Raw genomic sequence first — 24,861 nt, 5'->3', positions numbered from 1 at the left:
GCGCTTACATTTTTTCCATAGTGCACAACAGCGGATGCTGATTGGCCCGCGCGTACTCGTTGACCTGCGTCACCTTGGTTTCTGCCACTTCGCGAGTGAACACGCCGCACACGCCCTTGCCGCGGGTATGCACGTGGAGCATGACCTGCACGGCCCGCTCCTGGTCCATGCCGAAGAAACTGCGTAACACCTCGATCACGAAATCCATGGGGGTGAAGTCATCATTGAGCAAAACGACCTGGAAAAGGGGCGGTCTTGCCGTTTCCGGACGGACCGTCTCGACCGCCAGCCCGTGGCCGCGATCACTTTCCTGATCGTGTTCGTGTTCCTGGGACATTAATTGAGAACCTGTCGGTGCGCGATTCGATTATATACACCGGAATTCGACCGCCCTCCGGCTCGATTTCCACAGGTGATGGCACAATATGCCTTTTTCCAGAGCCAGCCCGATCACGACGCCCATGCCGCCGACACCTTCCCAGCCCGAAAACGTCTGGCGCCCCCGTGCCACGGTGGCGTGCGTGGTCGCCCGTGGCGACCGCTACCTGATCGTCGAGGAGGATGTCTTCGGCGAAGTGGCCTACAACCAGCCGGCCGGGCACCTCGATCCGGGCGAGAGCCTGCAGGCCGCGGCCATCCGCGAAACCCTGGAGGAAACGGGGCACACCATCGTCCTGGACCACTTCCTGGGCGTCTGGCAGTGGGCCAGCCCGGAACATGGCGAACAGGTGCTGCGCTTCGGTTTCGCGGGTCATGTGGAGTCATACGATGCGGACCGTCCCCTGGATGAGGGCATCCGTCGGGCGATATGGCTGCGCCGCGACGAAATAGAAGCCCTGGGGACCCGTCTGCGCAGTCCGCTGGTGCTCGAAACCATCGATGCCTGGCTGGACGGGCGCCGCCTGCCCCTGGATACCGTGAACTGCCGGTTGCCGGGCGTAGACGCGTGAAGGTGATCCTGGGCGTTTCCGGCGGCGTGGACTCCTCGGTCGCGGCCCTCCTGCTCCAGCAGGCGGGCCACGACGTGGAAGGCATGTTCATGCAGAACTGGGAAGAGGACGACCGCTCGGGCCCCTGCACCACCGACGACGACCGCCGGGACGCCGTGGCCGTCTGCGGCCGCCTGGGCATTCCGTTCCACGCAAGAAATTTCGCCGGCGAATACTGGGACGGCGTGTTCGCCTACTTCCTGGCCGAATACGCCGCGGGACGCACGCCGAACCCGGACGTGTTGTGCAACCGGGAAATCAAGTTCAAGACCTTCCTGGACCATGCCCAGGCCCTGGGCGCCGAGAAGATCGCCACCGGCCACTACGCGCGCGTGGATTACCGCGACGGCCGCTATCGCCTGCTTCGCGCCGTGGATGCCGCCAAGGACCAGAGCTACTTCCTGCATGCGCTGGGCCAGAAGCAACTCGGCGCCACGCTGTTTCCCGTGGGCGAGATCGAGAAACCGCTGGTCCGCCAGATGGCCCGCGATGCCGCGCTGCCGACGCACGCCAAGAAGGATTCCACGGGCATCTGCTTCATCGGCGAGCGCGATTTCCGGGCTTTCCTCTCGGGCTACCTGCCTGCCCGGCCGGGCGCCATGGTGGATCCCGAGGGACGTGTCATCGGCGAGCACCAGGGCGTGATGTACTACACACTGGGCCAGCGCAACGGCCTGGGCATCGGCGGCCGGGCGGATGCGCCGAACGAGCCCTGGTACGTGGTCGGCAAGGATGTGACTGCCAATACGCTCATCGTGGCCCAGGGCGGCGAGAACCGCTGGCTGCAGTCCACCCGCCTGAGCGCCGGCGACGCCACCTGGGTGGCGGGCGAGCCCCCGGCGGCGAGCTTCCGCTGCACGGCCAAGACCCGTTACCGCCAGGCGGATCAGGCCTGCCAGGTGGACGTGAGCGGCGCCAGCGTGCACGTGCGCTTCGACGATCCCCAGCGCGCGGTCACCCCCGGCCAGTCCGTCGTGTTCTACGACGATGAAACCTGCCTCGGCGGCGCCGTGATCGACGCCACCGATGCCATCTACGGCGGCCTGGCGTGAGCCGCGCCGTCTCCTTTTCCAGGCTTTGCGAATGAACGAAGAACGCGTGCTCGCCCTTGCGGGTGTTTTCCAGGGCGCCTCGCTGGCCCAGCAGCTGGCCACCGAGGGCCGCTGCGACGACGTGGCGTTCGAAGCGAGCATCGGCAGCGTGTTCCGCATCGATGCCGACTCGGTGGCTTCGGTGTACGGCGGGGTGGGCAAGGTGCGCCGTGGCCTGCGTACGCTGGTGTCCCAGTTCGAGGACGCCACCCGCGACGTCGCCGTCATGCGCATGGCGATCACCGTGCTGCGGCTGGAGCGCTCGCTGTCACGCAACCGCGCCCTGCTCGATCGCCTGCGCGAGGGCATCGTGGCCACGCAGCGGCAGGTGGAGCATTTCGGGATCGAGCATCCCAACGTGGCCGCCCGGCTGGCCGAGGTCTACGCCGGCACCCTGTCCACCCTGAAGCCCCGCGTCATGGTGACCGGCAACCCCACCCACCTGCAGCAGAAGGGCAACGTGGACCGGGTACGCGCCGCGTTGCTGGCGTCGGTACGCTCGGCCGTGCTCTACCACCAGATCGGCGGCCGGCAATGGCACCTGCTGATCTACCGCAAGCAATGCGCGATGCTGGCCCGCGGCCTGCTGACCGGATCGACGCTCGACGACGGGGGTTAAAAAGGCCATGTAGGAGCGCACGATGTGCGCGAAAAGCCAACGAAGCGGCGACGCGACATCCCACAACGCGTGCCGATCATTGGTCATGAGGGACCCGGATCGCGCACATCGTGCGCTCCTACTGGACGTAACAGGGTGGGGGTAGGAGCGCACGATGTGCGCGAAAAACCGACAGGGCGTCTAGCCCGTGGCGGCATCCAGCCCTGGGATGGTCCGCGCCAGCTCGCGTAGCAGGTCGCCGAAGCGGTCCAGGTCGTCGCGCCAGGGCGTGGCGCTGCGCCAGTAGAGGGCGATATGCCGGCCGGGTCGCGCGGCGTCCACGCCGGCCAGCACCACGTTGCGGATGGAGCCCAGGCGCTCGTGCGCCAGGATCGGCACCAGGGTGTAGCCGCCGCGCATGGCCACCAGGGTGGCCAGGCTTTCCAGGCTGACGTCCTGGATGCGCTCGGGTCGCGCCGCGCCGGCCATGCCCAGGTCGGACACGCCGTTGCCGTGGCTTTCCGCCATGAGGGTAGCTTCCGCCGCGTCCAGCTCGGTCAGGGCGATGGCGGCGCGTCCGGCCAGCGGATGCGCCGCGTTGAGCAGCAACTCATAGGGCTCGAAGAACAGCGGCGCCGATTCCAGCCCGGTGGCCGTGACGCTGGGCGGCGCCAGCACGGCATCCAGCTCGCCCTCGTGCAAGCGCCGCAGCAGGCCGCGTGGCTTGCCTTCGGAGATGGTCAGCCGCGCGCCCGGGAAGCGCTGCGGGAACGGCTCGATGAAATGGGGCAGCAGGTAGGGCCCGAGGGTGGAAGGCACGCCCAGCCGCAGTTCGCCACCGAAAGCGACATCGCCGGCGCGTGCCGCGTGCTCCAGGTGCTCGGCGGAGCCCAGCACCGCCTCGATGAAGCCCAGCAGGCGCTGTCCGCCTACGGTGGCCACCACACGGCGGCCGCCGCGCTCGAACAGGGGCGCGCCCAGGGCCTGCTCCACCTTCTGCACCTGGTGCGACAGGCCCGAGGGGCTGATGTGCATGGCCCGCGCGGCACCGGTGAAGCTGCCTTCCCGGGCCACGGCCTGGACCAGGGCGAGGTCGCGCAGCGACACCGACGAGAGGGCCATCGATATCATCGAACGCTGCGTGCCATCAAATACGTTTGCACCCATCCGCCTGCCGCTCCATCCTTTCGCCGCCGAATCATCGCCCGGCCATGCCCCGAAGCCCGCCATTCTAGCCCGACGCCAGAACCGTGGCGGTCGCACAGGGGCAGCGGACTGCGCGATAATCGACGCTTTGGCGGACGCCCTCGGGGGTTTCGCCGGCCTCCCCAGCTAAAGAACGTCACGCCAGGAGTACAGCATGAAAGACTCGTTCTCGGTACGAGACAGCATCGAAGTCAACGGCAAGCGGCACACCATCGCCAGCCTGGCCAAGTTCGGCGCGCAGCACGATATCAAGCGCCTGCCGTACTCCATGAAGATCCTGCTGGAAAACCTGCTCCGCCAGGAAGACGGCGTGAACGTCACCACCAAGGAAATCGAGGCGGTGGCCAAGTGGGATGCCAAGGCCGAGCCCGACACCGAGATCTCCTTCATGCCGGCGCGCGTGGTCCTGCAGGATTTCACCGGCGTTCCCTGCGTGGTCGACCTGGCCGCCATGCGCGACGCCGTCGCCAAGCTGGGCGGTGACCCGAACAAGATCAACCCGCTGGCGCCGGCCGAACTGGTCATCGACCACTCGGTGCAGGTCGACGCGTTCGGCTCGTCCAGCGCGCTGGAAGAGAACGTCGCGATCGAGTTCGAGCGCAACCAGGAGCGTTACTCGTTCCTGCGCTGGGGCCAGAAGGCCTTCAACAACTTCAAGGTCGTGCCGCCGCGCACGGGCATCGTCCACCAGGTCAACCTGGAGAACCTGGCCCGCGTCGTGTTCACCAATGAAGTGGACGGCGAGTCGTTCGCCTACCCGGATACCGTGTTCGGCACCGATTCGCACACCACGATGATCAACGGCATCGGCGTGCTGGGCTGGGGCGTGGGCGGCATCGAGGCCGAAGCGGCCATGCTCGGCCAGCCGTCGTCCATGCTGATCCCGCAGGTCGTCGGCTTCCGCCTGAAGGGCAAGCTGCCGGAAGGCGTCACCGCCACCGACCTCGTCCTCACCGTGACCCAGATGCTGCGCAAGCTCGGCGTCGTCGGCAAGTTCGTCGAGTTCTTCGGCAACGGCCTGCAGAACCTGCCGCTGGCCGATCGCGCCACCATCGCCAACATGGCGCCGGAATACGGCGCCACCTGCGGCATCTTCCCGATCGACCAGGAAGCACTGAACTACATGCGCCTGTCCGGCCGCGACGAGGCGCAGATCGCGCTGGTCGAGACCTACGCCAAGGCGCAGAACCTCTGGCACGACGCCGACACGCCGGAAGCCGAGTTCACCACCGTGCTCGAGCTCGACCTCGCCGACGTCCGCCCGTCGCTCGCCGGCCCGAAGCGTCCGCAGGATCGCGTGCTGCTGGAAGGCGTGCAGCAGAGCTTCCTCGACGTGGTCGGCTCGCTCACCGCCAACCGCAAGCCGAAGAGCCACGGCGAAGCCAGCTTCAGCAATGAAGGCGGCGGCACCGCGGTCGGCAACGAAGCCAACAACGTCGGTGAAGACGGCGGCGTGCTGGTCGAGAAGGACGGCACCTCGTTCCGCATCAACGACGGCTCGGTGGTCATCGCCGCGATCACCTCGTGCACCAACACCTCCAACCCGGCCGTCATGCTCGCCGCCGGCCTGCTGGCAAAGAAGGCCGCCGCGCGTGGCCTCACCTCCAAGCCCTGGGTCAAGCCCTCGCTCGGGCCGGGCTCGCTCGTGGTCACCGAATACCTGAAGAAGACCGGCCTGCTCGCGGAGCTGGAGAAGGTCAACTTCTACGTGGTCGGCTACGGCTGCACCACCTGCATCGGCAACTCCGGCCCGCTGCCGGCCGAGATCAGCAAGGGTATCGCCGAGGGCGACCTCGCCGTGGCGTCGGTGCTGTCGGGTAACCGCAACTTCGAAGGCCGCGTCCACCCGGAAGTGAAGATGAACTACCTGGCCTCGCCGCCGCTGGTGGTCGCCTACGCGCTGGCCGGCACGCTCAACATCGACCTGACCAAGGATCCGATCGCCAACGGCAGCGACGGCCAGCCCGTGTACCTGAAGGACATCTGGCCGAGTAACCAGGAAATCTCCGACGCCATCGCGGGTGCGATCAACCCGCAGATGTTCAAGGACAGCTACGCCGACGTCTTCAAGGGCGACAGCCGCTGGAACCAGATCGCCTCGCCGGATGGCCAGACGTACGCCTGGGACGATTCGACCTACATCAAGAACCCGCCCTACTTCGACGGCATGTCCGCCGAGGCCGGCACCATCGAGGACATCCACGGTGCCCGCGCCATGGGTATCTTCGGCGACTCGATCACCACCGACCACATCTCGCCGGCCGGCTCGATCAAGAAGGACAGCCCGGCGGGCCGCTTCCTGATCTCGCGTGGCGTCGAGCCGAAGGACTTCAACTCCTACGGCTCGCGTCGCGGCAACGACGACGTGATGGTGCGCGGCACGTTCGCCAACATCCGCATCAAGAACCTGATGCTGGACGGCGTCGAGGGTGGCTTCACCAAGTACATCCCGACCGGCGAAGAGATGGCGATCTACGACGCCGCCATGAAGTACAAGGCCGACGGCACGCCGCTGGTGGTCTTGGCCGGCAAGGAATACGGCACCGGCTCCTCGCGTGACTGGGCGGCCAAGGGCACCCTGCTGCTCGGCGTCAAGGCGGTGATCACCGAGAGCTTCGAGCGCATCCACCGCTCGAACCTGGTCGGCATGGGCGTGCTGCCCTGCCAGTTCCAGGAAGGCGAGAACGCGCAGACGCTGGGCCTGAAGGGCGACGAAGTGTTCGACATCACCGGCCTCAACGGCGGCGAGTCGAAGACCGCGACGGTCAAGGCCACGCGCCCGGACGGCTCGGTCAAGGAGTTCACCGTGAAGGTGCTGCTGCTGACCCCGAAGGAGCGCGAGTTCTTCCGCCACGGCGGCATCCTGCAGTACGTGCTGCGCCAGCTGGCAAAGGCGGCCTGAGGGTTTTCTAGCCCGATCGGCATGTAAAAAACGCATCGCCCACATCGTGGGCTCCTACAGGGACGCCGTATGGCACCGTGTAGGAGCCCACGATGTGGGCGATGTCGTTTAAACCGTATGACCACCACGACATGGGCGACCCCATCCACGCCACGCCCACGTAGGAGGCCACGATGTCGGCGATCCCCGCCACGCCACACACCACGACGTGGCCCAACGCAACGCGCCCGACGACGCCGTCTCCCCGCCTGTTTCACGTTGCATTGCGGCTTGCCGCTATACGCAGGCGTATGCTCCAATGCCGCGATCGTACGACGATTGCCGTGCGTCACGTCACACTACGGAGCCCGTCCGATCCATGAGCATTGAGCGTCCCTGGCTTGCCCACTACCCGGCCGGTGTCCCGGCCGAGGTCGACATCGACGGTTACTCCTCGGTCGCTGCCGTTTTCGAAGAATCCTTTAAGAAATTTCGTGACCGCCCCGCGTTCTCGAACTTCGGCAAGGTCCTGACCTACGGGCAGCTCGACGAACTCTCCGCGGCCTTCGCAGGCTTTCTCTCCGGCGAGATGGGTCTGAAGCAGGGCGACCGCATCGCCATCATGCTGCCCAATCTCCTGCAGTACCCCATCGCCCTGTTCGGTGCGTTGCGCCTCGGCCTCACGGTGGTCAACACCAATCCGCTGTACACCGCGCGGGAACTGCACCACCAGTTGGAAGACTCCGGTGCCAAGGCGCTGGTCGTGCTGGACAACTTCGCCGCCACCGCGCAGCACGCGCTGGACGGCACCAAGGTACAGAAGGTGATCACCACGGCCGTGGGCGACATGGTCGGCTTCCCCAAGGGCAACATCATCAATTTCGTGGTGAAGAGCGTCCGCAAGGAAGTGCCGCCCTTCCGCATCCCGCAGGCCATCCGCTTCAAGGATGCGCTGGCCAGGGGCAAGGCGCATGCGCTGCCTGCCGTCACGATCAAGCCGGACGACCTGGCATTCCTGCAGTACACCGGCGGCACTACCGGCGTGGCCAAGGGCGCGATGCTCACCCACCGCAACATGGTCGCCAACATGCTGCAGACGCGCCCGTGGGTGGCCGGCTTCGCCAAACTCGGCGAAGAAACGGTGATCACCGCGCTGCCGCTGTACCACATCTTTTCGCTCACGGTGAACTGCCTGATCTTCGCCAGCCTGGGCGGCCTGAACCACCTGATCACCAACCCGCGCGACATGAAGGGCTTCGTCAAGGAACTGCGCAAGACGAAGTTCACCGCGATCACCGGCGTCAACACGCTGTTCAACGGCCTGCTCAACACGCCGGGTTTCGACCAGGTCGATTTTTCGCACCTGCACCTGGCCATGGCCGGCGGCATGGCCTTGCAACGCTCCGTGGCCGATCGCTGGCAGAAGGTCACCGGGCGCGTCATCATCGAAGGCTACGGCCTGACGGAAACCTCCCCCGTCGCGTTCGCCAACCGCGTGGACGTGACCGGCTACACCGGCGCCATCGGTTACCCCATCCCTAATACCGACGCCCAGATCCGTGGCGAAGACGACCGCGTGCTGCCCGTGGGCGAGGCTGGCGAGCTCTGCATCAAGGGCCCGCAGGTGATGAAGGGCTACTGGAACCAGGTCGAGGAAACCAGCAAGGCGATCGACGCCGACGGCTGGCTGCGTACCGGCGATATCGCCAAGATGGACGAGAACGGCCAGGCCTTCATCGTCGACCGCAAGAAGGACATGATCCTGGTCTCGGGCTTCAACGTGTACCCGAACGAGATCGAGGACATCGTCGCCCGCCACCCCGGCGTCAATGAGGTGGCCGCCGTCGGCATCGACGACGAGCACTCGGGCGAGGTGGTGAAGCTGTTCGTGGTCCGCAAGGACCCGTCGCTGACCGAGGAAGCCCTGCGCGAGTATTGCCGGGAAAACCTCACCGGCTACAAGCGTCCCAAGCAGATCGAGTTCCGCGACGCCCTGCCGAAGACGAACGTCGGCAAGATCCTTCGCCGCGAACTGCGCGACGAGGATCGCCGCAAGCGCGCCAAGGCCTGACCCGGCAAGCGTTCGCGCGCGAACCGACCAACGGCGACGGCAACCGTAAACGCAAACGCCATGCGTAGGAGCGCACGCACGTGCGCGAACCCTAAACATCGCTATGGCCAATGAGGCGGTGCACGGCATCCGTGCGAGCGTTTCCGGGCGTCGGAAGAAATGATGGTGCGCCAGAAGAGCGAATGCCGGGTTCACGGAAGCGCTCGCCTGTTTGGGGCGGAGGGCTTCATTCGCGTCGGCGGAGGTTGAGGGGTCGCGCACATCGTGCGCTCCTACACCTTTGTTTTGGCGGGCGCGTGCGTTTCGAGGAGGGGGGCTTGTGACGTATTACGAGTCCTGCCAGGCCTCGAGGGTGTCGGCATAGCCACCCAGCAGTTCCCATAGCGCGGCTTGCTTGTCTTCGGGAATCAGGGTGTATTCCAGGCCAATCTGGCGGGCGGACACGCGCGCGACGCTGGCTTCCATGTGGATGTGCAGGTCGTGGCCGAAGATCATGTCCAGGACCCAGGTCTGGCCGGGCTCGCCGCGCCAGCCGAGCGGGCGGCGCAGCAAGGCGCCCGTGGCAGAGATATCCACGAGGTCGGTGGGGTGCGCTTCGCCGCCACGGCTCATCAGCACGGCACTGTGCACTTTCATGCGCGCGTGGCGGTAACGCATTCCTTCCTTGTCAGACGACATCTGCCTTTGGGTCCATACCGGTTCAACGTTCGTGCTTGTGGCGATTTGCATGGTCACACCTCGACCGACTTACCTTTCGTGTCACAAACGGACACATTAGCGCAGTCGGAGGTTCCGCTCCTTAACGTAAGCGTTCATTCGCTGCCACGCGTTTTAAGCACACCCGCACGTACCAGCGCCCCGGCGCCGAAGCGCCCGTTGATCAGATCCTGCACGCCATCGGACGGTTTTTTCGTTGCGGGCGCCGCGAACATGTCCTGCTGCTCGTCGCCGCGCCGCGCGTCAAAACCCGAAAGCGTCACCCCCAGCAGCCGCAATCGCGGTCGCGGATGCTGGTTCCACCAGACATGAAGCAAGCGACGTGCCACTTCGAAGATATCGGGCGTAGCGTTGCCGGGAACGGGCAACTGGGCCTGGCGGCTATGGGTCAGGAAGGGTGGTTCGCGGAGCTTGACCGATACCGTACGCGCCTGCACGGCACGGCTGCGTGCACGCGCGCCGACCCGCTCGCACTGGCGCAGCAGCCAGGCCTCGGCGATGCCCAGGTCCTCCACGTCGTACTCGAAGGTCCACTCCGCGCCGATCGACACCTCAGGCGCGTCGGTAACCACCGGGCGGCGATCCTCGCCCCGGCAAAGCTGGCGCAGCTGGGCGGCATGGCGCTCCCCCACGGCCTTGTTCAGGCGCCAGGCATCCGCGTGCACCAGGTCGCCGATGGTACGGATGCCGACCCGCTGCAAGGCCTCCTCGGCCACCTTGCCGACCGTCCACATGCGCCCGATGGGGAGCGGGTCGAGATAACCACGCACCTGGTCCGGCGGGATAACCAGGAACCCGTCGGGCTTGGACAGCTCGCTGGCCAGCTTGGCCAGCAGCTTGTTGTGGGCCATGCCCACCGAAGCATTGAGGCCGGTGCGGGCCCGGATCGCCTCCTTGACCCGGCGCCCGATCGCTTCGATGGAAGCGAACAGCCTCAGGCTGGCGGTCACGTCGAGGAAGGCCTCGTCGAGCGACAGGCCTTCGATCATCGGGGTGACCTCGGCGAACACCCCGAACACGATCCGGGATATCTCCGTGTAGCGCGCATGGCGCGGGTAGATGTAGATCCCATGCGGGCAGCGGCGGCGCGCCTCGGCCGTGGCCATGGCCGAGCGCACGCCGTAGGTACGGGCCTGGTAGTTGGCCGTGGACACCACGCCGCGCCGCCCGAGACCGGCCACGATGACCGGCTTGCCCACGAGACTGGGGTCGTCCAGCTCCTCGACGGACGCGTAGAAGGCGTCCATGTCGACGTGGATGATCGCGCGGTCGGCGGGTTGCATTCGCCCATTGTGCCAAAACCGCGGAGTGCCCGGCGCATGGCCCCGCTGGACTTGCGCGGACACAGGCGATACCCTGTGTCCATTCGGGTGAACTTATTCGGGCGTCATGCCCTCCCCGGTCCGTCTTCTGGACCGGCAGCAGACAGCTTCCGACGATTCTTCACAGGCGGTGACCCTCCTGGGGTGTCCAGCGGCAAGGCCTTTCGCTCGTCGGCGACGATGCGTGGCATGCCGGACGAGGCGGCGGTATGGCCGCCGGACGGCATCGATTGTTGCGTTCCCGGTCGCACTCGCGACCCTTCTGACGTGTGCCGATGACTAACGAGACAATCGACGTCCAGGTGGTCGAAAACATGCCGGGTGCCTTCGCGGGCATTCCGCAGCAACAGGAAATGCCCCTTGCGCTGGTGCGCGGGCAACCCGTGCTGCACATGCCCCAGGACCTGTACATCCCACCGGACGCGCTCGAGGTCATCCTCGAATCGTTCGAAGGTCCGCTGGACCTGCTGCTTTACCTGATCCGCCGGCAGAACCTGGACATCCTCGACATCCCCGTCGCCGAAATCACCCGGCAGTACATGGATTACATCGAGATGATGCGCGAGGTGATGCGCCTGGAGCTGGCGGCGGAATACCTGCTGATGGCCGCCATCCTCGCGGAGATCAAATCGCGGCTGCTGCTGCCGAGACCTCCCGCGGAAGAAGGCCTGGAAGACGACCCCCGTGCCGAACTGGTCCGGCGGTTGCAGGAGTACGAACGCTTCAAGAGGGCCGCGGCGGATATCGACGAGCTGCCCCGGCTGGAACGCGACACGGCGGTGGTCCACGCCTTCGTCGGCGAGCACACCGTGGTCCGGGTGCCGCCGCCGCTGGACCTGAAGGAGATGCTGCTGGCGCTCAAGGACGTGCTGGGACGCGCCGACCTGTTCACGCACCATGCGATCCAGCGCGAGCCGCTCAGCGTCCGCCAGCGCATGGGCGACCTGCTCGGCACGCTGAGCGAAGGTGGCGGTTTCCGCCGGTTCGAAACGCTGTTCGACGTCAGCGAAGGCCGGCTCGGCGTGGTGGTTACCTTCCTGGCCATGCTCGAGCTCGCCAAGGAAATGCTCATCGAGATCGTTCAGGAGGAGGCCCTCGGGCCGATCTACCTGAAGACGAAGGTACAGACGGAGGCCGCGCGCGAAGAAGCGCTCGCCTGACCCAAGCAAGCACCCGAAGGCCTATGCAACCCGAACAACTCAAACCCATCGTGGAAGCGGCGCTACTCGCGTCGACCCAGCCGATGACGGTCGCGCAGTTGAAGGCGATCTTCGCCGAAGAGGATGAAGTCACCGACGACGACCTGGTCGTCGCCCTGGCCTCCCTGACGCACGATACCGACGGTCGCGGTGTGGAACTGAAGGAAGTGGCCACCGGCTGGCGCTACCAGGTCCGCCGTGATGTGCATCCCTGGGTCTCGCGGATGTGGGCCGAAAAGCCCAGCCGCTATTCGCGCGCCCTGCTCGAGACCCTGGCGCTGATCGCCTACCGCCAGCCCATCACCCGTCCGGAGATCGAACAGATCCGTGGCGTGGTGGTGTCCTCGAATATCATCAAGACCCTGGAAGAACGCGAGTGGATCCGTGTCGTCGGCCACCGCGACGTACCCGGCAAGCCCGCCCTGTTCGGCACCACCCGGCTGTTCCTCGATTACTTCAACCTGAAATCGCTGGACGCCCTGCCCCCGCTTTCCGAGATCCGCGACCTGGAGGAGCTCAACCCGCAGCTTCGCCTGGGCGACGCGGACGGCGTTCCCGCCAAGGCGTCCCTGCCGACCGATCTTCCGGTCGACGTGGACGACGAAGACCCGACGCCCGCCCCACCTGCCGATGATGTCGAGGCCGAGGCCCCGACGATCGAAGACACCGCCACGGAGACCGCGCCCGACGAGGGCGACGACATCGACGTGGCGAACCACCTGCCTGCCGGCGACGATGACGTCGCCGCGGCTTCCCCCACTGCCGACGAGGCAGAGAACCCCGAAGGCGACGTCGTCGACGACGCCCGCAAAGATACCGAGGAGTCACGCGCATGAATGCGCCGCAACGTTCCGTACTCAGTTTGAAGCGCGGTGAGAACCGCACCGAAGAAGGCCCGCAGCTCGAAGAGCGCCTGCACAAGGTCCTGGCCAACGCCGGCCTCGGCTCCCGCCGCATGCTCGAGCAGCGCATCCAGGCCGGTGAGGTCGAGGTCAACGGCACCGTCGCCACCATCGGCGCCAGCGTGCATGCCGGCGATCGCGTGACGATCGACGGCAAGCAGTTCGTCGTCGCCACCGACAACCGCAACGACGCCGAAGTGCTGGTCTACCACAAGCCGGAAGGCGTGGTGACCACGCGCGACGACACCGAAGGTCGCCCCACCGTGTTCGAACAGCTGCCGCGCCTGAAGGGTGCGCGCTGGGTGGCCGTGGGTCGCCTGGACATCAACACGACCGGCCTGCTGCTGCTCACCACGGATGGCGAACTGGCCAACGCGCTGATGCATCCCAAGAGCGGGCTCGAGCGCGAATACCTCTGCCGCGTGCACGGCGAAGTGCCCGACGAGACCATCGAGCGCCTGAAGGCCGGCGTCGAACTGGAAGACGGCCCCGCCCGCTTCGACGAGATCGCCACGATCAGCCGCGGTGGCAGCCATAGCTGGTTCCGCGTGACCATCCGCGAGGGTCGCAACCGCGAAGTCCGCCGCCTGTGGGATTTCGCCGGCTTCCTCGTCAGCCGCCTCAAGCGCATCCGCTACGGCACCGTCGAGCTGCCGCGCGCGCTGCGCCGCGGCGACTGCGAATCGCTGGACGAAACCGCCATCAAGGAACTGCGCGAGCGGTCCGGCCTGGGCGCTCCCGCGCCGGTGCTGACGCTGAGCGCCGTGGTGCACCAGCGCCGCGCGCCGCGCCATGTCACCGAATACAAGCCGAACGCCGGTGGCGCCAGCGCCTGGAGCTCGGGCCGTCACGACGAAGCCCGTGAGCTGACCGCGTTCGATCGCCTGCGCGACGACAACCCGCGCGGCGGCCGTGGTGGTCGTGCGGGCGGCGGCGGTGCCGGCGGCCGTGGCGGTCAGGGCGGCGCCCCGCGTCGCGAGGTCAACGGCAACGTGGCGCGTCCGGAACGCGGTGGCAATGCCGCCGGCGGCGCGCAGCGCAAGCGTCGTGTCGCACCGGGCCAGGAACTGCCGGGCGTGCGCACCTGGTTCGCGGGCGACTCGCGTACCGGCGGCGGCAATGCAGGCAATGCAACGGGCAACGGCGCGGGCAACCGTGGGCCGCGTCCGGCCGGCCGCAGCGGTGGCAACACCGGTAACGCGGGCGCTGGTGGCGGCTACGGCAATACCGGCAGCAGTGGCGGGTATGGCAACCGCGCCGCGGGCACCGGTGGCAATCGCGCCGCCGGCCCGGGCGGCAATCGTGCGGCCGGTCCGAGTGGCAACCGTGCCGCCGGTCCCGCCCGCGACGGCAACCGCGCCGCCCCGGGTGGCGGCGGTGGCGCACGCTTCGAAGGCGGCGGCAATCGTGGCGGTCGTCCCGGTGGCGGCGGCAACGCCGGTAACCGTGCAGGCGGCGGTGGCGGTGGCGGTGGCAATCGCGCCGGTGGCGGTCCGCGTGCGGGCGGCGGTGGCGGCGGCAACCGTGGCCCGCGTCCGGGCGGCGGCGGCGGTGGCAATCGCGGCGGCGGTGCCGGTGGCGGCAACCGCAGCGGTAACCGGTAACCAACGAAACCGGCGTCTACGAACGAACCTGTGTAGGAGCGCACGATGTGCGCGATGGGGGGATACGTCGGCGATGGGGGGTGCCTCATCGCCGCTTCGTTGGCTTTTCGCGCACATCGTGCGCTCCTACACCGTTACGGTCGTGGTGACGGTCAGCGGTGGCGGGCGGCCAGCTTGGCCGCTATCGCATCGAAGCCGATGCCCCGGGCACGTAGCACCACCATCAGGTGGAAAACCAGGTCGGCGGCTTCGCCGATCAATGCGTCGTCGTCTTCGGCGACCGCCGCGAGGGCCGTCTCGACGCCCTCCTCGCCCACTTTCTGCGCCATCCGGCGGATGCCGCCTTCGAACAGCGTCGTCGTGTAGCTGCCTTCCGGCCGCTCCGCGTGGCGTGAGGCGACCAGGGCATCCAGTTCGCCGAGAAACCCCAGCGACGGCGCCACATCGTTGCCGAAGCAGCTGGTCGTGCCGGTGTGACAGGTCGGACCGGCCGGGATCGCCTGCACCAACAAGGTGTCGGCGTCGCAATCGATCCGGAGATCGACCAGCGTCAACGTGTCGCCGGAGGTTTCGCCCTTGGTCCACAGGCGCTGCTTGCTGCGGCTGAAGAACGTGACCAGGCCGAGCTCGCGTGTCTTCGCCAGCGCGACTTCGTCCATGTAGCCCAGCATCAATACCTCGCCCGTGCGCGAATGCTGCACGATGGCCGGCAGCAAACCGTTGCCCTTGGCGAAATCGGGTGTCGTCATCTCACTCATCGTCCTACCTCGACACTCATCGTCTGACGCGACGCTCATAGTCTTACCTCGATGCCCTGCGCACGCAGTTCGCGTTTCAGGGCGGGAATGCCGATGTCGCCACTGTGGAACACGCTGGCGGCCAGCGCCGCGTCCACGTCCGCCACACGGAACACCTCGGTGAAATGTGCTGGCGTACCGGCACCGCCGGACGCGACCAGCGGCACGCGGCTGAGGGCACGCGCGGCGCTGAGCTGTTCGATGTCGTAACCACGGCGCACGCCATCGGTGCCCATACAGTTGAGCACGATCTCACCCGCACCCAGCGCCTGCACTTCCTCGATCCAGTCGAGCGTGCGCTTGCGCAGCGCCTTAGTGCGCGAAGGATCGCCGGTGTACTGGCGCACGCGCCACTCACCGTCGTCGTCACGCAGGCTGTCCACGCCGACCACCACGCACTGCACGCCGAACGCGTCGGCGATCTCGGCAACGAGCGCCGGGCGTTCCAGCGCAGGCGAGTTGATCGAGATCTTGTCGGCACCCGCGTGCAATACCTCGCGCGCGTCGTCGACGCTGCGGATGCCGCCGGCGACGCAGAACGGGATGTCGATCTCGCGCGCCACGCGCTCGACCCAGTCGCGGTCGACGCGGCGACCCTCGGGACTGGCCGTGATGTCGTAGAACACCAGTTCGTCGGCGCCTTCGTCGCGGTAGCGCAAGGCCAGCTCGACGATCTCGCCGACCACCACGTGGTCGCGAAAGCGCACGCCCTTCACCACCTGGCCGTCGCGCACGTCCAGGCATGGAACGATGCGGCGGCTCAGCATGACGCACTCGCCTTGTCGGCCACGGCGAAGGCGTCGGGAAGCGCGAAGGCGCCCTCGAGCAACGCGCGACCGAGGATCACCCCGGCTACGCCCTGCAACGCCAGCGTGGCGATATCGTCCAGCGAGCGCACGCCGCCGGACGCCTGCACGTCGAGGCCCGGCGCCAGCGTGGCCAGGTGACGATAGAGGGCGAGGTTCGGACCGGTCATGGTGCCGTCGCGGTCGATGTCGGTGCAGAGCAGGTGACGCGCGCCTGCCGTCTGGTACCACGGCACCAGGTCGTCCAGGGTGCGCTCTTCGTCGGCGGTCCAGCCCGCGCTGGGCAGTTTCCAGAGACCGTCACGGAAACGCGTGTCGAGGGCGAGCACGATGCGATCGGCACCGTAGCGACCGATCCACGCGGCCACGGTCTCCGGGTCGCGCATCGCCACGCTGCCGACCACCACGCGCTGCACGCCGGCGTCCAGCAGGCGACGCACACCGCCCTCGTCGCGCACGCCGCCGCCGGCCTGCACTTTCAATCGTCCGCTGGAAGCAATGCCAGCGAGTGTGGAAAGGTTTTCGAAGCGACCGGTACGCGCACCGTCGAGGTCGACGACGTGCAGCCAACCGGCCCCCTCGTCGGCATACCGTGCAGCCAGCGCCTCGGGTTCGAACGCGAAGGTGGTCTGCTGCGCGTAATCGCCTTTGTACAGGCGCACGACCTTGCCTTCGCGCAGGTCGATCGCGGGAATGGGTAACGTCATAGCGAGAGAAAATTCCGCAGGAGTTGAGCGCCGACACCCGCCGAACGCTCGGGGTGGAACTGCATGCCCATGAAGTTGCCGGACGCGACGACGGCGGAGAACGGCAGGCCGTGCTCGCTGGACGCCAGCGTGTGGTCACCCGTGGGGACGGCATAGCTGTGGACGAAATAAGCGGCGTCGCCTTCGCGCAGGCCATCGGTGAGGCGGTGGCCGCGGGTCGCGCGCAGGGTGTTCCACCCCATGTGCGGCACGCGCAGGCCCGGCTGCTCGTCGAAGCGCCGCACCGTGGCCGGGATCACGCCCAGGCATTCGGTATCGCCCTCTTCCGAACGCGCGCAGAGCAACTGCATGCCGAGGCAGACGCCGAGCACCGGCTGGGTCAGGCCGCGCATCACCTCGACCAGACCGGCCTCGCGCAACCTGCGCATGCCGGGCGCGGCGGCACCCACACCGGGCAGGATCACATGCGTGGCGGCGCGAATGCGGTCGGCGTCCGAGGTCAGCGCCGCGTCCGTACCCAGGCGCTGCAGCGCGTAACGCACCGAGCCGATATTCGTACCGCCCGCGTCGACCAGGACCACGCGCATCACAGGCTTCCTTTCGTGCTGGGCAGTTCCGACCCCTCGCGGCGGATGGCCTGGCGCAGCGTACGGGCGACGACCTTGAAGCAGCCTTCGACCATGTGGTGCGCGTTGTCGCCGTGCACCGTGAGGTGCAGGTTGGCGCCCAGCGTCTCGCACAGCGAACGGAAGAAATGCGGCACCAGTTCGGTCGGTATGTCGCCGACGCGCTCACGCGGGAACTGGCCGTCGAAGACGAAATACGGACGACCCGAAAGATCCAGTTCCGCACGCGCCGCGCTCTCGTCCATCGGCAACGCGAAACCGTAGCGGCCGATGCCACGCTTGTCGCCGAGCGCCTGTTTCAGGGCCTGGCCCAGCGCCAGCGCGGAGTCCTCGATGGTGTGGTGCTCGTCGATGTGCGTATCGCCGTCGCAGCGCAGTTGCAGGGCGAAGCCGCCATGCTTGCCGATCTGCTCGAGCATGTGGTCGAAGAAGCCCAGGCCGGTGTGCACGACGGGATCGGCGACGCGGTCGAGATCGACGGCGACGGTGATGGACGTCTCCTTCGTCTTGCGTACCACCTCGGCGGTGCGCGGGGCATCGAGCAAGGCATGGACCAGTTCGGCCCAGGTGATGCCTTCCGGCCCGACGCGGAAGCCACGCACCCCCATGTTCGCGGCAAAGGCCAGGTCGGTCTCGCGGTCGCCGACCATGGCCGACTGCGCCCGGCTCCAGCCGTCGTCGGCGAGCCAGTGGCGCGCGAGGCCGACGCCCGGCTTGCGCGTGTCGCAGTGCTCGTGCGGAAAGCTGCGGTCGATCAGCTGTTCGCGGAAGGTGATGCCCTGCGAGGCGAGGATACGCAGCAGCAAGGCATGCGGGCCGTCGAAGGTTTCCTGCGGGAACGACGGCGTGCCCAGGCCATCCTGGTTGGTGACCATGACCAGCTCGTAGCCGGCGGCCACGCAACGCTGCAACGCGGCGATCACGCCCGGCAGCAATGCCAGCTTCTCGTAGCTGTCGATCTGCTGGTCGGCCGGCTCCTCGATCAGGCAGCCGTCGCGGTCGACGAAAAGGATCTTGCGGCTCATGCTCCTGCCCTCAGCACCGCGAGCACGCGGTCGTTCTCGTTGCCCGTGCCCACCGTGATACGCAAGGCATCGCCCAGGCCGGGATACTTCGTGATGTCACGCACCACCACGCCGGCGGCGAGCAGGCGGCGATAGGTACCGGCCGCATCGTCGAAACGGACGGCCAGGAAATTGGCGTGCGAAGGCAGCACCGCGCGAACGCCCGGCTGCTTCGCCAGCTCGACCACCATGCGCGCGCGCTCGTTGAGCACCTCGTGCACGTGATGCCGCTGCAGGCGGCGCCCTTCGTAGGACACCGCACCCAGCGCGGCGTCCACGCACGGCGACGGCAGCGGGTACGGCGGGATGATCCGGCGCAGCAGCGCGATCACCTCTTCCCGCGCGACCAGCGTACCGATGCGTGCGCCAGCCAGCGACCAGGCCTTGGACAGCGTACGCAGGACGGCGACATGGTCGTACGCGTCGATCAGTCCCACCGCGCTGCGCGTGCCGCTGAATTCGAGATACGCCTCGTCGACCACGAGCACCGCCCTGCCCTGCAACGCGTGCGCGATGCGCTCGATGGTGGGCAGATCCACCAGGTTGCCGGTGGGGTTGTTCGGTGAGCACACGTAGACGAGCTTCGTGGCGTCGGTGACGGCGGCGAGCAGCGTGTCGGCATCCAGCGCACCGTCGGCCGGCAAGGGCGACTCGATAACGGTCGCCCCTTGGATACGTGCGCACACGGCGTACATGCCGAACGTGGGCGGCGACACCAGGACGGCGTCCTGCCCGGCGCGGCAGAACGCGCGGGTGAGCAGGTCGATGGCTTCGTCGCTGCCGCGGGTCACCAGCACGCGCTCGCTCACGCTGCCGTACAACTCGGCCAGCGTGTCGACGAGGCCGCGCGGCTGCGGGTCGGGATAGCGATTGAGGCCTTCACCGCCGGGGATGTTCGGCGAACGCGAGGATTCGTTGGCATTGAGCAGCACCGTACCGCCCTGCGCTTCCATGCGTGCGCTGGAGTAAGGCGCGAGGGCGCGGATATCCGCGCGGGCAAGATCGAGCACGCTCATGCGGCGGCCTCCATGGCGGCGAGGCGCAGGGTGACCGCACGGCGGTGTGCTTCCAGTTGCTCGGCTTCCGCCAGCGTCGCCGCGCACGGACCGATGGCACGCAGGCCCTCGGCGGTGGCTTCCTGCACGGTCACCTGCTTCTGGAAGCTGGCCACCGACACGCCGCTGTAGCTGCGCGCGTAGCCATAGGTCGGCAGGACATGGTTGCTGCCGCTGCAATAGTCACCCAGGGATTCGGGCGTCCATTCACCCAGGAACACCGAGCCGGCGGACTCCACCTCGGCGAGCAACGCGCGCGGGTCGGCCGTCTGGATGATGAGATGCTCCGGCGCGTAGCGGTTGCTGACCTCGATCGCCTCGGCCAGGTCGGCAACGAGGACGAGTCGGCTCTCCGACAACGCCACGGCGGCGACCTCGGCACGCGGCAGTTCGCGGCGCTGGCGCTCCACTTCCACTTCGACCCGATCGAGCAGGTCGGCCGACGGGCTGACCAGCAGCACCTGGGAATCCGGCCCATGCTCGGCCTGCGAGAGCAGGTCGGCGGCGATGAAAGACGGATTGGCCTCGGCGTCGGCGACCACCAGCACTTCCGACGGACCGGCCGGCATGTCGATGGCGGCGCCGGCGGGATCGCCGGCCACCTGCAGCTTGGCTTCGGTAACCCAGGCGTTGCCTGGCCCGAACAGCTTGTCGCAACGCGGCACCGAGGCGGTGCCGTAGGCCATCGCGGCGATCGCCTGCGCGCCACCCAGCTTGAACACACGATGCACGCCCGTCGCACGCGCCGCGAACAGCACCGCATCGTCGCAGCGTCCGTTCGCCTGCACCGGCGTACACAGCACCACCTCGCGGCAACCGGCGATGGCCGCGGGCACGCCCAGCATGATCGCCGTGGAGGGCAGCGGTGCACCACCGGCCGGCACGTACAGACCCACGCGACGGATGGGCCGGAGCACGCGCTCCACGCGGACACCCGGTGCGGTATCGACCGCGACCTCGGTAGGCGCGGCGGCGCGATGGAAGCGCTCGACACGGCCGGCCGCCTCGCGCACGGCGGCTTTCAGCGCCGGTGCAAGGCGCGCCTCGGCGGCGTCGAATTCCGCGTCGGTGACCGCGAGGTCGTCGAGGGAGGTGCCGTCGTAGCGCGCGGTGAGTTCGCGCAGGGCCACGTCGCCCCGTACACGGACGTCGGCCACGATGGCTTCCACGCCCTGGCGCAGGTCGGCGGCGCGCGATTGCATGGGACGCGCCAGCGCGGCGTTACGCGCGGTGTCGTCGAGGGAGGTCCAGTCGATCCGTTTCATGCCAGCATCTTCTCCACCGGCAGCACCAGCATGTCGCGGGCACCGGCGCGTTTCATGTCTTCCAGCTGGCGCCAGCTCACCGAGCCGGCGCACAGCGCCTGCAACACCACCTGGTCGGGTGCGCCGTCCACCGGGGTCAAGGTCGGCACCGGCGTACCGGGCAGCAGCCGGGTGATCTCCGCCAGCGCCGCGCGCGGCGCCTGCATCAGGATCAGGCGCGAGTCGCGCACCTGGATCACACCGTCCAGGCGGCGCAGCAGCAGTTCGGCGATCTCGCCGCGTTCGTCCAGCGGCAGTTCCGCATGGCCGGCCAGCACGGCTTCGCTCTCGATCACCACGGCCACTTCGCGCAGCTGGTTGGCGACCAGCGTGGCGCCGCTGGAGACCAGGTCGCAGATGGCGTCGGCAGTACCCAGGCGCGGCGCGATTTCCACCGAGCCGTTGAGCATGAACACGGTGGCGTCGATGCCATGCGTGCGCAGCCATTCGCCGGTGAGGCCGGGGTACGACGTGGCGATGCGCTGCCCGGCGAGCTGCGCTGGGCTCTCGTAGGTGTCGTCCTGGGGCACGGCGATGGACAGCCGGCAGTGGCCGAAGCCCAGCGAGCGCAGTTCGTCGATGCCAGTGCCGGCCGCCGGGTTGGACAGCTGGAACTCGCGCAGCACGTTGCGGCCGACGATGCCCAGGTCACACACGCCCTCGGCGATCAGGCCGGGGATGTCGTCGTCACGGACCAGGAGCAGGTCCACCGGCTCGCCCTCGCCGAAGCAGAACAGCTTGTCGCGGCTCTGGCGGAACTTGAGCCCGCAGCGGGCTAGCAGGTCCTGGGCGGGCTCCGTGAGCCGCCCCGATTTCTGCATGGCGATGCGCAGTCGATCACGCGGCTTCATGCGGCACTCCCGGCGTTGCGGCGGGCGGCGGCGGCCATGTAGCCGCCATTGCCCTGGTTGAGGTAACGGGCGACGCGCCCGATGGTGGTGATGCTGACCGCCGTGCGCTCGTGGATCTCGCGGTACGACCGCCCTTCCAGCAGGAACGGCACCACGCGCCAGCGATCGACCATCACCTCGATCTCGGCCGGGGTGCAGAGGTCGTGCAGGAAGGCCCGCATCTCCTCGACCGTGGCCAGGCCGGCCAGGGCCTCGCACAGGCTGGCCTCGGCGGAGTCCGCGGGTGTCTCGGGATCGAGGTGGCGTCGCTTCATAATGTACTAATGCGTTAATACGATAACGCATACTAACTTGGGCAACCGAATCGTGGCAAGCGGCGACCCCGAATTGCGCTTTTGTTCCATATACCGCGCCGCGGCTCCCCGCCACCATGACGCCATCTTTTCCATGAGCCCTACCCATGCCGAGCACCGTGATCATCGCGGACGATCACCCGGTCGTGGTTGCAGGGGTCGAGACCATCCTGAGGTCGCACCGCTACGACATCGTGGCGCGTGCGCACGACACCGATGCCCTCTTCGACGCCCTGACCGATCACCCGTGCGATGTCGTCGTCACCGACTTCTCCATGCCCGAGGGCAGCCGTCCGGACGGCATGCCGATGATCCGCCGCATACGCGCCCTGCGGCCGGACACCGGCATCGTCGTCCTCACCATGCTGTCCAACGTGGCCATCCTGCGCAGCCTGCTCGACATGGGCGTGGCGGCGCTGTTCGACAAACGCACCAGCCTGCGCGATATCCCGGTGGCCGTGCATGCGGCGGATGTCGGCCGCTGCTACCTCAGCCCGGCCATCCGCCGGCTGTTCCACGAGACGGACTGCGCACCCACCGACAAGGAACTGGTCACGCGGTTGTCCCCACGCGAGGTGGAGGTCCTGCGGGCCTATGCCCAGGGCTACCAGCTGGCGGAGATCGCCAGGGCGATGGGGCGCAGCTTCAAGACGATCAGCCGGCAGAAGCGCTCGGCCATGCTCAAGCTGGGCCTGGCCAACGACGCCCAGCTGTACCAGTACCTGGCCGGCGTGCGCGCAGGCATGCTGGACGACTGGTCGCCGGCGGACGAGGCCGCCGCCAGCCTCAACTTCTGCGCGCCCTGATCAGGCGTCGGCCACCAGCCGGCCGGAGGCCACCAGTTCGCACATCAGGCGCACTTCGCCGTCCATCGCGCGGTCGCGCTGCATGAAGGCGATGTACTCGCGCACGGTGGCCAGGGCGTTGCGCACCGCCACGCCGCCATGGAAGTCTTCGGCACCGGCCAGGGCATCCATCAAGGCACGCACTTCCGTCTCGAAACGGGCGTAGTGCGGCGAATCGGCGCGTGGCGCACCGGCGATCTTGGCGGCCAGCGCCTGCCAGTCGCCGCGCATGGCCAGCGTGCGGGCGGCGTTGAGCATGTCCTGGCGGTATTCCAGCGCCTGGGCGGCCGTGTACAGCTCCATGGCCAGTACATGGCCGAGGTCTTCGGTCATCTCCAGCACGTGACGCGCCTCGTTGGCACCCATCGACACGTGGTCTTCCGCGTTGGCGCTAGTCGGGATCGAATACACGGAAGCCGGGTGCGCGCGCGTGGCCAAGTCGTTGACCAGGGCCGCGGCGGTGTATTGCACGATCATGAAGCCGGAATCCGTGGCGTCCTCGTTGCCGATCAGGAAGGCCGGCAGGCCGTCGTTGTTGGCCGGGTCCACCAGCTTGGCCGTGCGCCGCTCGGAGATGGAGGCCAGCACCGGGATCGATGCCTTGACGTAGCTCATCACCAGGGCCAGCGGCATACCGTGGAAATGACCGGCGGAGATCACCTGGTCCTCGATGACCTGGGCATCCTCGGCATCGGGGAACACCAGCGGGTTGTCGGTTACCGCGTTGAGCTCGACGTCGAACACGCGGCAGGCCTGCTCCCACGCATCGCGCACGGCGCCGTGCACCTGCGGCGCGCAGCGCAGGCAGTACGCATCCTGCGGCTGGTGCTTCTTGCCACCCTTGAAGGGCAGGAAGCGCGAGTAGAACGCCTCCTTGCCATGCCGCTGCGTGGCCGGCACCCAGTCCCAGCCGATGTCGAAACGGTGACCCTGGTCGGCCGGATCGGCCCACGAGTCGGACAACCAGGGACGGAATCGCGGCACCATGTGGTACGCGATGTCGGCCAGCGTCGAGCCGTCGAGCAGGCCGCGTATGTTCCGCGCCGCGGTCACCTGGCCCGGATGTGGGCGCAGCGCGTGCACCTGCTCGGCATAGGCGCCGGTGCGACCGGCGAAAGCGTCCAGCGTCATCGCCGCAGCCAGATCGGCCGTGCGGATCAGCATGTCCATCGTGTCCAGCGCAAGCACGCCGGTGGCCAGCATCTGCGTGGTGCCGTTGTTGAGCGCCAGGCCTTCCTTGAACGACAGGCGCACCGGGGCCAGGCCCGCACGCTTCAGCGCTTCCGCACCGGGCAGCCGCTCGCCCTGGTAGAAGGCTTCGCCACCGCCCAGCAGCACGATGGCCAAATGCGAAAGCGGCGCGAGGTCGCCACTGGCACCCACCGAGCCCTTCTCCGGGATCACCGGGATCACGTTGCGGTTGAGCAACTCGGCCAGCGCGCGCAGGGTTTCCACGCGGATGCCGGAGTGCCCCTTCATCAGCGTGTTGACGCGAATGGCCAGCATCGCGCGCACCACGTCCTCGGCGAACGGCTTACCCACGCACACCGCATGGGTGATGATCAGGTTGTGCTGCAGTTCCTCCAGCAGCGTACCCTCGCGCGGCTCGGGGTTGCCACCGGCCAGTTCGTCGCGCACGCGGTGGGCGCCCAGCAGCTTGTCGGCATTGCTGCCGAAACCCGTGGTCACGCCGTAGATCGGCTCGCCGCCACCCACCTTCTCTGCCAGGAAGTCGGCCGCGCGCTTCACCTTGACCAGTTGCGCGTCGTCCAGGCGAATCGAGACGCCACGACGGGCGATGGCCGCCACCTGGGCACGCGTGAGGCTGCGGCCATCGAGAAGGATAGAAGAGGTCATGAGCGATGCCGTGCGA

The 24,861-nt window shown here is 67.7% G+C and carries 23 protein-coding genes; 9 read left to right on the top strand and 14 right to left on the bottom strand.

Annotated features, from left to right (window positions below; genetic code table 11):
* Positions 1-4: 4 nt before the first annotated feature.
* Positions 5-337: an ATP-dependent Clp protease adapter ClpS gene (clpS, locus tag QRN34_RS03615; protein ID WP_036140598.1), complete on the bottom strand. Its 333-nt coding sequence runs from the start codon at positions 335-337 to the stop codon at positions 5-7.
* A gap of 124 nt (positions 338-461) precedes the next feature.
* Between clpS and QRN34_RS03610 the strand changes: the two genes are divergently transcribed.
* Genes QRN34_RS03610 through hflD form a run of 3 tightly spaced genes read left to right on the top strand, consistent with a single transcriptional unit; the run spans position 462 to position 2,699 of the window.
* Entirely contained in the window at positions 462-950 is a 489-nt protein-coding gene (locus QRN34_RS03610; RefSeq protein ID WP_285402146.1) for an NUDIX hydrolase, read from the top strand.
* On the top strand, positions 947-2,041 hold the full coding sequence (gene mnmA, locus QRN34_RS03605) for a tRNA 2-thiouridine(34) synthase MnmA (RefSeq protein ID WP_285402051.1): 1,095 nt from the start codon (positions 947-949) through the stop codon (positions 2,039-2,041). The genes QRN34_RS03610 and mnmA overlap by 4 nt, the downstream gene beginning before the upstream one ends.
* A 31-nt stretch (positions 2,042-2,072) precedes the next feature.
* Positions 2,073-2,699: a high frequency lysogenization protein HflD gene (gene hflD, locus QRN34_RS03600; protein WP_285402049.1), complete on the top strand. Its 627-nt coding sequence runs from the start codon at positions 2,073-2,075 to the stop codon at positions 2,697-2,699.
* A 180-nt stretch (positions 2,700-2,879) separates the two neighbouring features.
* On the opposite strand, the gene QRN34_RS03595 is transcribed toward hflD, so the two are convergent.
* Complete coding sequence (locus QRN34_RS03595) at positions 2,880-3,809, bottom strand: LysR family transcriptional regulator (RefSeq protein WP_285402047.1); 930 nt, start codon at positions 3,807-3,809, stop codon at positions 2,880-2,882.
* A gap of 229 nt (positions 3,810-4,038) precedes the next feature.
* On the opposite strand from QRN34_RS03595, the gene acnA reads away from it, so the two are divergent.
* Positions 4,039-6,786, top strand: a complete 2,748-nt coding sequence (gene acnA / locus QRN34_RS03590; RefSeq protein WP_285402045.1) for an aconitate hydratase AcnA — start codon at positions 4,039-4,041, stop codon at positions 6,784-6,786.
* Positions 6,787-7,144: 358 nt separating this feature from the next.
* The gene (locus QRN34_RS03585) at positions 7,145-8,836 is read left to right on the top strand and encodes an AMP-binding protein (protein ID WP_285402043.1); all 1,692 of its coding nucleotides are present in this window, start codon (positions 7,145-7,147) and stop codon (positions 8,834-8,836) included.
* A gap of 327 nt (positions 8,837-9,163) precedes the next feature.
* Here the strand turns inward: QRN34_RS03585 and QRN34_RS03580 are convergent, their stop codons facing one another.
* Positions 9,164-9,493 (bottom strand): PilZ domain-containing protein, encoded by a 330-nt coding sequence (locus QRN34_RS03580; RefSeq protein ID WP_285402041.1) that lies wholly within the window; start codon positions 9,491-9,493, stop codon positions 9,164-9,166.
* 155 nt (positions 9,494-9,648) lie between these two features.
* Positions 9,649-10,836 (bottom strand): DNA polymerase IV, encoded by a 1,188-nt coding sequence (gene dinB / locus QRN34_RS03575; RefSeq protein WP_285402039.1) that lies wholly within the window; start codon positions 10,834-10,836, stop codon positions 9,649-9,651.
* A gap of 392 nt (positions 10,837-11,228) precedes the next feature.
* Here dinB and QRN34_RS03570 point away from each other — a divergent pair, with 392 nt between their 5' ends.
* Genes QRN34_RS03570 through QRN34_RS03560 form a run of 3 tightly spaced genes read left to right on the top strand, consistent with a single transcriptional unit; the run spans position 11,229 to position 14,580 of the window.
* Positions 11,229-12,035: a ScpA family protein gene (locus QRN34_RS03570; protein ID WP_285402144.1), complete on the top strand. Its 807-nt coding sequence runs from the start codon at positions 11,229-11,231 to the stop codon at positions 12,033-12,035.
* Positions 12,036-12,058: 23 nt separating this feature from the next.
* A complete protein-coding gene (scpB, locus tag QRN34_RS03565; RefSeq protein ID WP_285402038.1) occupies positions 12,059-12,910 on the top strand; it encodes an SMC-Scp complex subunit ScpB in 852 nt (283 codons plus the stop codon).
* Entirely contained in the window at positions 12,907-14,580 is a 1,674-nt protein-coding gene (locus tag QRN34_RS03560) for a pseudouridine synthase (protein ID WP_285402037.1), read from the top strand. Before scpB ends, QRN34_RS03560 begins: the two co-directional genes overlap by 4 nt.
* 152 nt (positions 14,581-14,732) lie before the next feature.
* Here QRN34_RS03560 and hisIE read toward each other — a convergent pair whose 3' ends face one another.
* Genes hisIE through QRN34_RS03515 form a run of 9 tightly spaced genes read right to left on the bottom strand, consistent with a single transcriptional unit; the run spans position 14,733 to position 22,104 of the window.
* A complete protein-coding gene (hisIE, locus tag QRN34_RS03555; RefSeq protein WP_285402035.1) occupies positions 14,733-15,338 on the bottom strand; it encodes a bifunctional phosphoribosyl-AMP cyclohydrolase/phosphoribosyl-ATP diphosphatase HisIE in 606 nt (201 codons plus the stop codon).
* Between the two features lie 35 nt (positions 15,339-15,373).
* The gene (hisF, locus tag QRN34_RS03550; protein ID WP_036140585.1) at positions 15,374-16,144 is read right to left on the bottom strand and encodes an imidazole glycerol phosphate synthase subunit HisF; all 771 of its coding nucleotides are present in this window, start codon (positions 16,142-16,144) and stop codon (positions 15,374-15,376) included.
* Positions 16,138-16,890 (bottom strand): 1-(5-phosphoribosyl)-5-[(5-phosphoribosylamino)methylideneamino]imidazole-4-carboxamide isomerase, encoded by a 753-nt coding sequence (gene hisA, locus QRN34_RS03545; RefSeq protein ID WP_285402033.1) that lies wholly within the window; start codon positions 16,888-16,890, stop codon positions 16,138-16,140. The genes hisF and hisA overlap by 7 nt, the downstream gene beginning before the upstream one ends.
* Entirely contained in the window at positions 16,887-17,477 is a 591-nt protein-coding gene (gene hisH, locus QRN34_RS03540) for an imidazole glycerol phosphate synthase subunit HisH (RefSeq protein ID WP_285402031.1), read from the bottom strand. Before hisH ends, hisA begins: the two co-directional genes overlap by 4 nt.
* Positions 17,477-18,541, bottom strand: a complete 1,065-nt coding sequence (gene hisB, locus QRN34_RS03535) for a bifunctional histidinol-phosphatase/imidazoleglycerol-phosphate dehydratase HisB (RefSeq protein ID WP_285402029.1) — start codon at positions 18,539-18,541, stop codon at positions 17,477-17,479. The genes hisH and hisB overlap by 1 nt, the downstream gene beginning before the upstream one ends.
* Positions 18,538-19,596 carry a histidinol-phosphate transaminase gene (gene hisC / locus QRN34_RS03530; protein ID WP_285402027.1) on the bottom strand — a complete coding sequence of 353 codons (1,059 nt, stop codon included), beginning with the start codon at positions 19,594-19,596 and terminating at the stop codon, positions 18,538-18,540. The genes hisB and hisC overlap by 4 nt, the downstream gene beginning before the upstream one ends.
* A complete protein-coding gene (gene hisD, locus QRN34_RS03525; RefSeq protein WP_285402025.1) occupies positions 19,593-20,900 on the bottom strand; it encodes a histidinol dehydrogenase in 1,308 nt (435 codons plus the stop codon). The genes hisC and hisD overlap by 4 nt, the downstream gene beginning before the upstream one ends.
* Complete coding sequence (hisG, locus tag QRN34_RS03520; protein WP_285402023.1) at positions 20,897-21,790, bottom strand: ATP phosphoribosyltransferase; 894 nt, start codon at positions 21,788-21,790, stop codon at positions 20,897-20,899. Before hisG ends, hisD begins: the two co-directional genes overlap by 4 nt.
* Positions 21,787-22,104: a YerC/YecD family TrpR-related protein gene (locus QRN34_RS03515; protein ID WP_036140576.1), complete on the bottom strand. Its 318-nt coding sequence runs from the start codon at positions 22,102-22,104 to the stop codon at positions 21,787-21,789. Before QRN34_RS03515 ends, hisG begins: the two co-directional genes overlap by 4 nt.
* Positions 22,105-22,250: 146 nt before the next feature.
* Here QRN34_RS03515 and QRN34_RS03510 point away from each other — a divergent pair, with 146 nt between their 5' ends.
* Positions 22,251-22,949 (top strand): response regulator, encoded by a 699-nt coding sequence (locus tag QRN34_RS03510; protein WP_051938681.1) that lies wholly within the window; start codon positions 22,251-22,253, stop codon positions 22,947-22,949.
* Here the strand turns inward: QRN34_RS03510 and QRN34_RS03505 are convergent, their stop codons facing one another.
* Positions 22,950-24,845 carry an aromatic amino acid lyase gene (locus QRN34_RS03505; protein WP_285402022.1) on the bottom strand — a complete coding sequence of 632 codons (1,896 nt, stop codon included), beginning with the start codon at positions 24,843-24,845 and terminating at the stop codon, positions 22,950-22,952.
* Positions 24,846-24,861 lie beyond the last annotated feature (16 nt).

Source organism: Luteibacter sp. ME-Dv--P-043b (assembly GCF_030209605.1).
GTDB lineage: Bacteria > Pseudomonadota > Gammaproteobacteria > Xanthomonadales > Rhodanobacteraceae > Luteibacter.
The sequence above is the reverse complement of the archived record's forward strand: the minus strand, read 5'-3'. Positions and strand labels throughout refer to the sequence as shown.

Bases quoted from the DNA above. Each gene is read 5' to 3' on its own strand.
- clpS (WP_036140598.1), bottom strand. From the start codon at position 337: ATGTCCCAGGAACACGAACACGATCAGGAAAGTGATCGCGGCCACGGG.
- QRN34_RS03610 (WP_285402146.1), top strand. From the start codon at position 462: ATGCCGCCGACACCTTCCCAGCCCGAAAACGTCTGGCGCCCCCGTGCC.
- hflD (WP_285402049.1), top strand. From the start codon at position 2,073: ATGAACGAAGAACGCGTGCTCGCCCTTGCGGGTGTTTTCCAGGGCGCC.
- QRN34_RS03595 (WP_285402047.1), bottom strand. From the start codon at position 3,809: ATGATATCGATGGCCCTCTCGTCGGTGTCGCTGCGCGACCTCGCCCTG.
- acnA (WP_285402045.1), top strand. From the start codon at position 4,039: ATGAAAGACTCGTTCTCGGTACGAGACAGCATCGAAGTCAACGGCAAG.
- QRN34_RS03585 (WP_285402043.1), top strand. From the start codon at position 7,145: ATGAGCATTGAGCGTCCCTGGCTTGCCCACTACCCGGCCGGTGTCCCG.
- QRN34_RS03580 (WP_285402041.1), bottom strand. From the start codon at position 9,493: ATGCGTTACCGCCACGCGCGCATGAAAGTGCACAGTGCCGTGCTGATG.
- dinB (WP_285402039.1), bottom strand. From the start codon at position 10,836: ATGCAACCCGCCGACCGCGCGATCATCCACGTCGACATGGACGCCTTC.
- QRN34_RS03570 (WP_285402144.1), top strand. From the start codon at position 11,229: ATGCCCCTTGCGCTGGTGCGCGGGCAACCCGTGCTGCACATGCCCCAG.
- scpB (WP_285402038.1), top strand. From the start codon at position 12,059: ATGCAACCCGAACAACTCAAACCCATCGTGGAAGCGGCGCTACTCGCG.
- QRN34_RS03560 (WP_285402037.1), top strand. From the start codon at position 12,907: ATGAATGCGCCGCAACGTTCCGTACTCAGTTTGAAGCGCGGTGAGAAC.
- hisIE (WP_285402035.1), bottom strand. From the start codon at position 15,338: ATGAGTGAGATGACGACACCCGATTTCGCCAAGGGCAACGGTTTGCTG.
- hisF (WP_036140585.1), bottom strand. From the start codon at position 16,144: ATGCTGAGCCGCCGCATCGTTCCATGCCTGGACGTGCGCGACGGCCAG.
- hisA (WP_285402033.1), bottom strand. From the start codon at position 16,890: ATGACGTTACCCATTCCCGCGATCGACCTGCGCGAAGGCAAGGTCGTG.
- hisH (WP_285402031.1), bottom strand. From the start codon at position 17,477: ATGCGCGTGGTCCTGGTCGACGCGGGCGGTACGAATATCGGCTCGGTG.
- hisB (WP_285402029.1), bottom strand. From the start codon at position 18,541: ATGAGCCGCAAGATCCTTTTCGTCGACCGCGACGGCTGCCTGATCGAG.
- hisC (WP_285402027.1), bottom strand. From the start codon at position 19,596: ATGAGCGTGCTCGATCTTGCCCGCGCGGATATCCGCGCCCTCGCGCCT.
- hisD (WP_285402025.1), bottom strand. From the start codon at position 20,900: ATGAAACGGATCGACTGGACCTCCCTCGACGACACCGCGCGTAACGCC.
- hisG (WP_285402023.1), bottom strand. From the start codon at position 21,790: ATGAAGCCGCGTGATCGACTGCGCATCGCCATGCAGAAATCGGGGCGG.
- QRN34_RS03515 (WP_036140576.1), bottom strand. From the start codon at position 22,104: ATGAAGCGACGCCACCTCGATCCCGAGACACCCGCGGACTCCGCCGAG.
- QRN34_RS03510 (WP_051938681.1), top strand. From the start codon at position 22,251: ATGCCGAGCACCGTGATCATCGCGGACGATCACCCGGTCGTGGTTGCA.
- QRN34_RS03505 (WP_285402022.1), bottom strand. From the start codon at position 24,845: ATGACCTCTTCTATCCTTCTCGATGGCCGCAGCCTCACGCGTGCCCAG.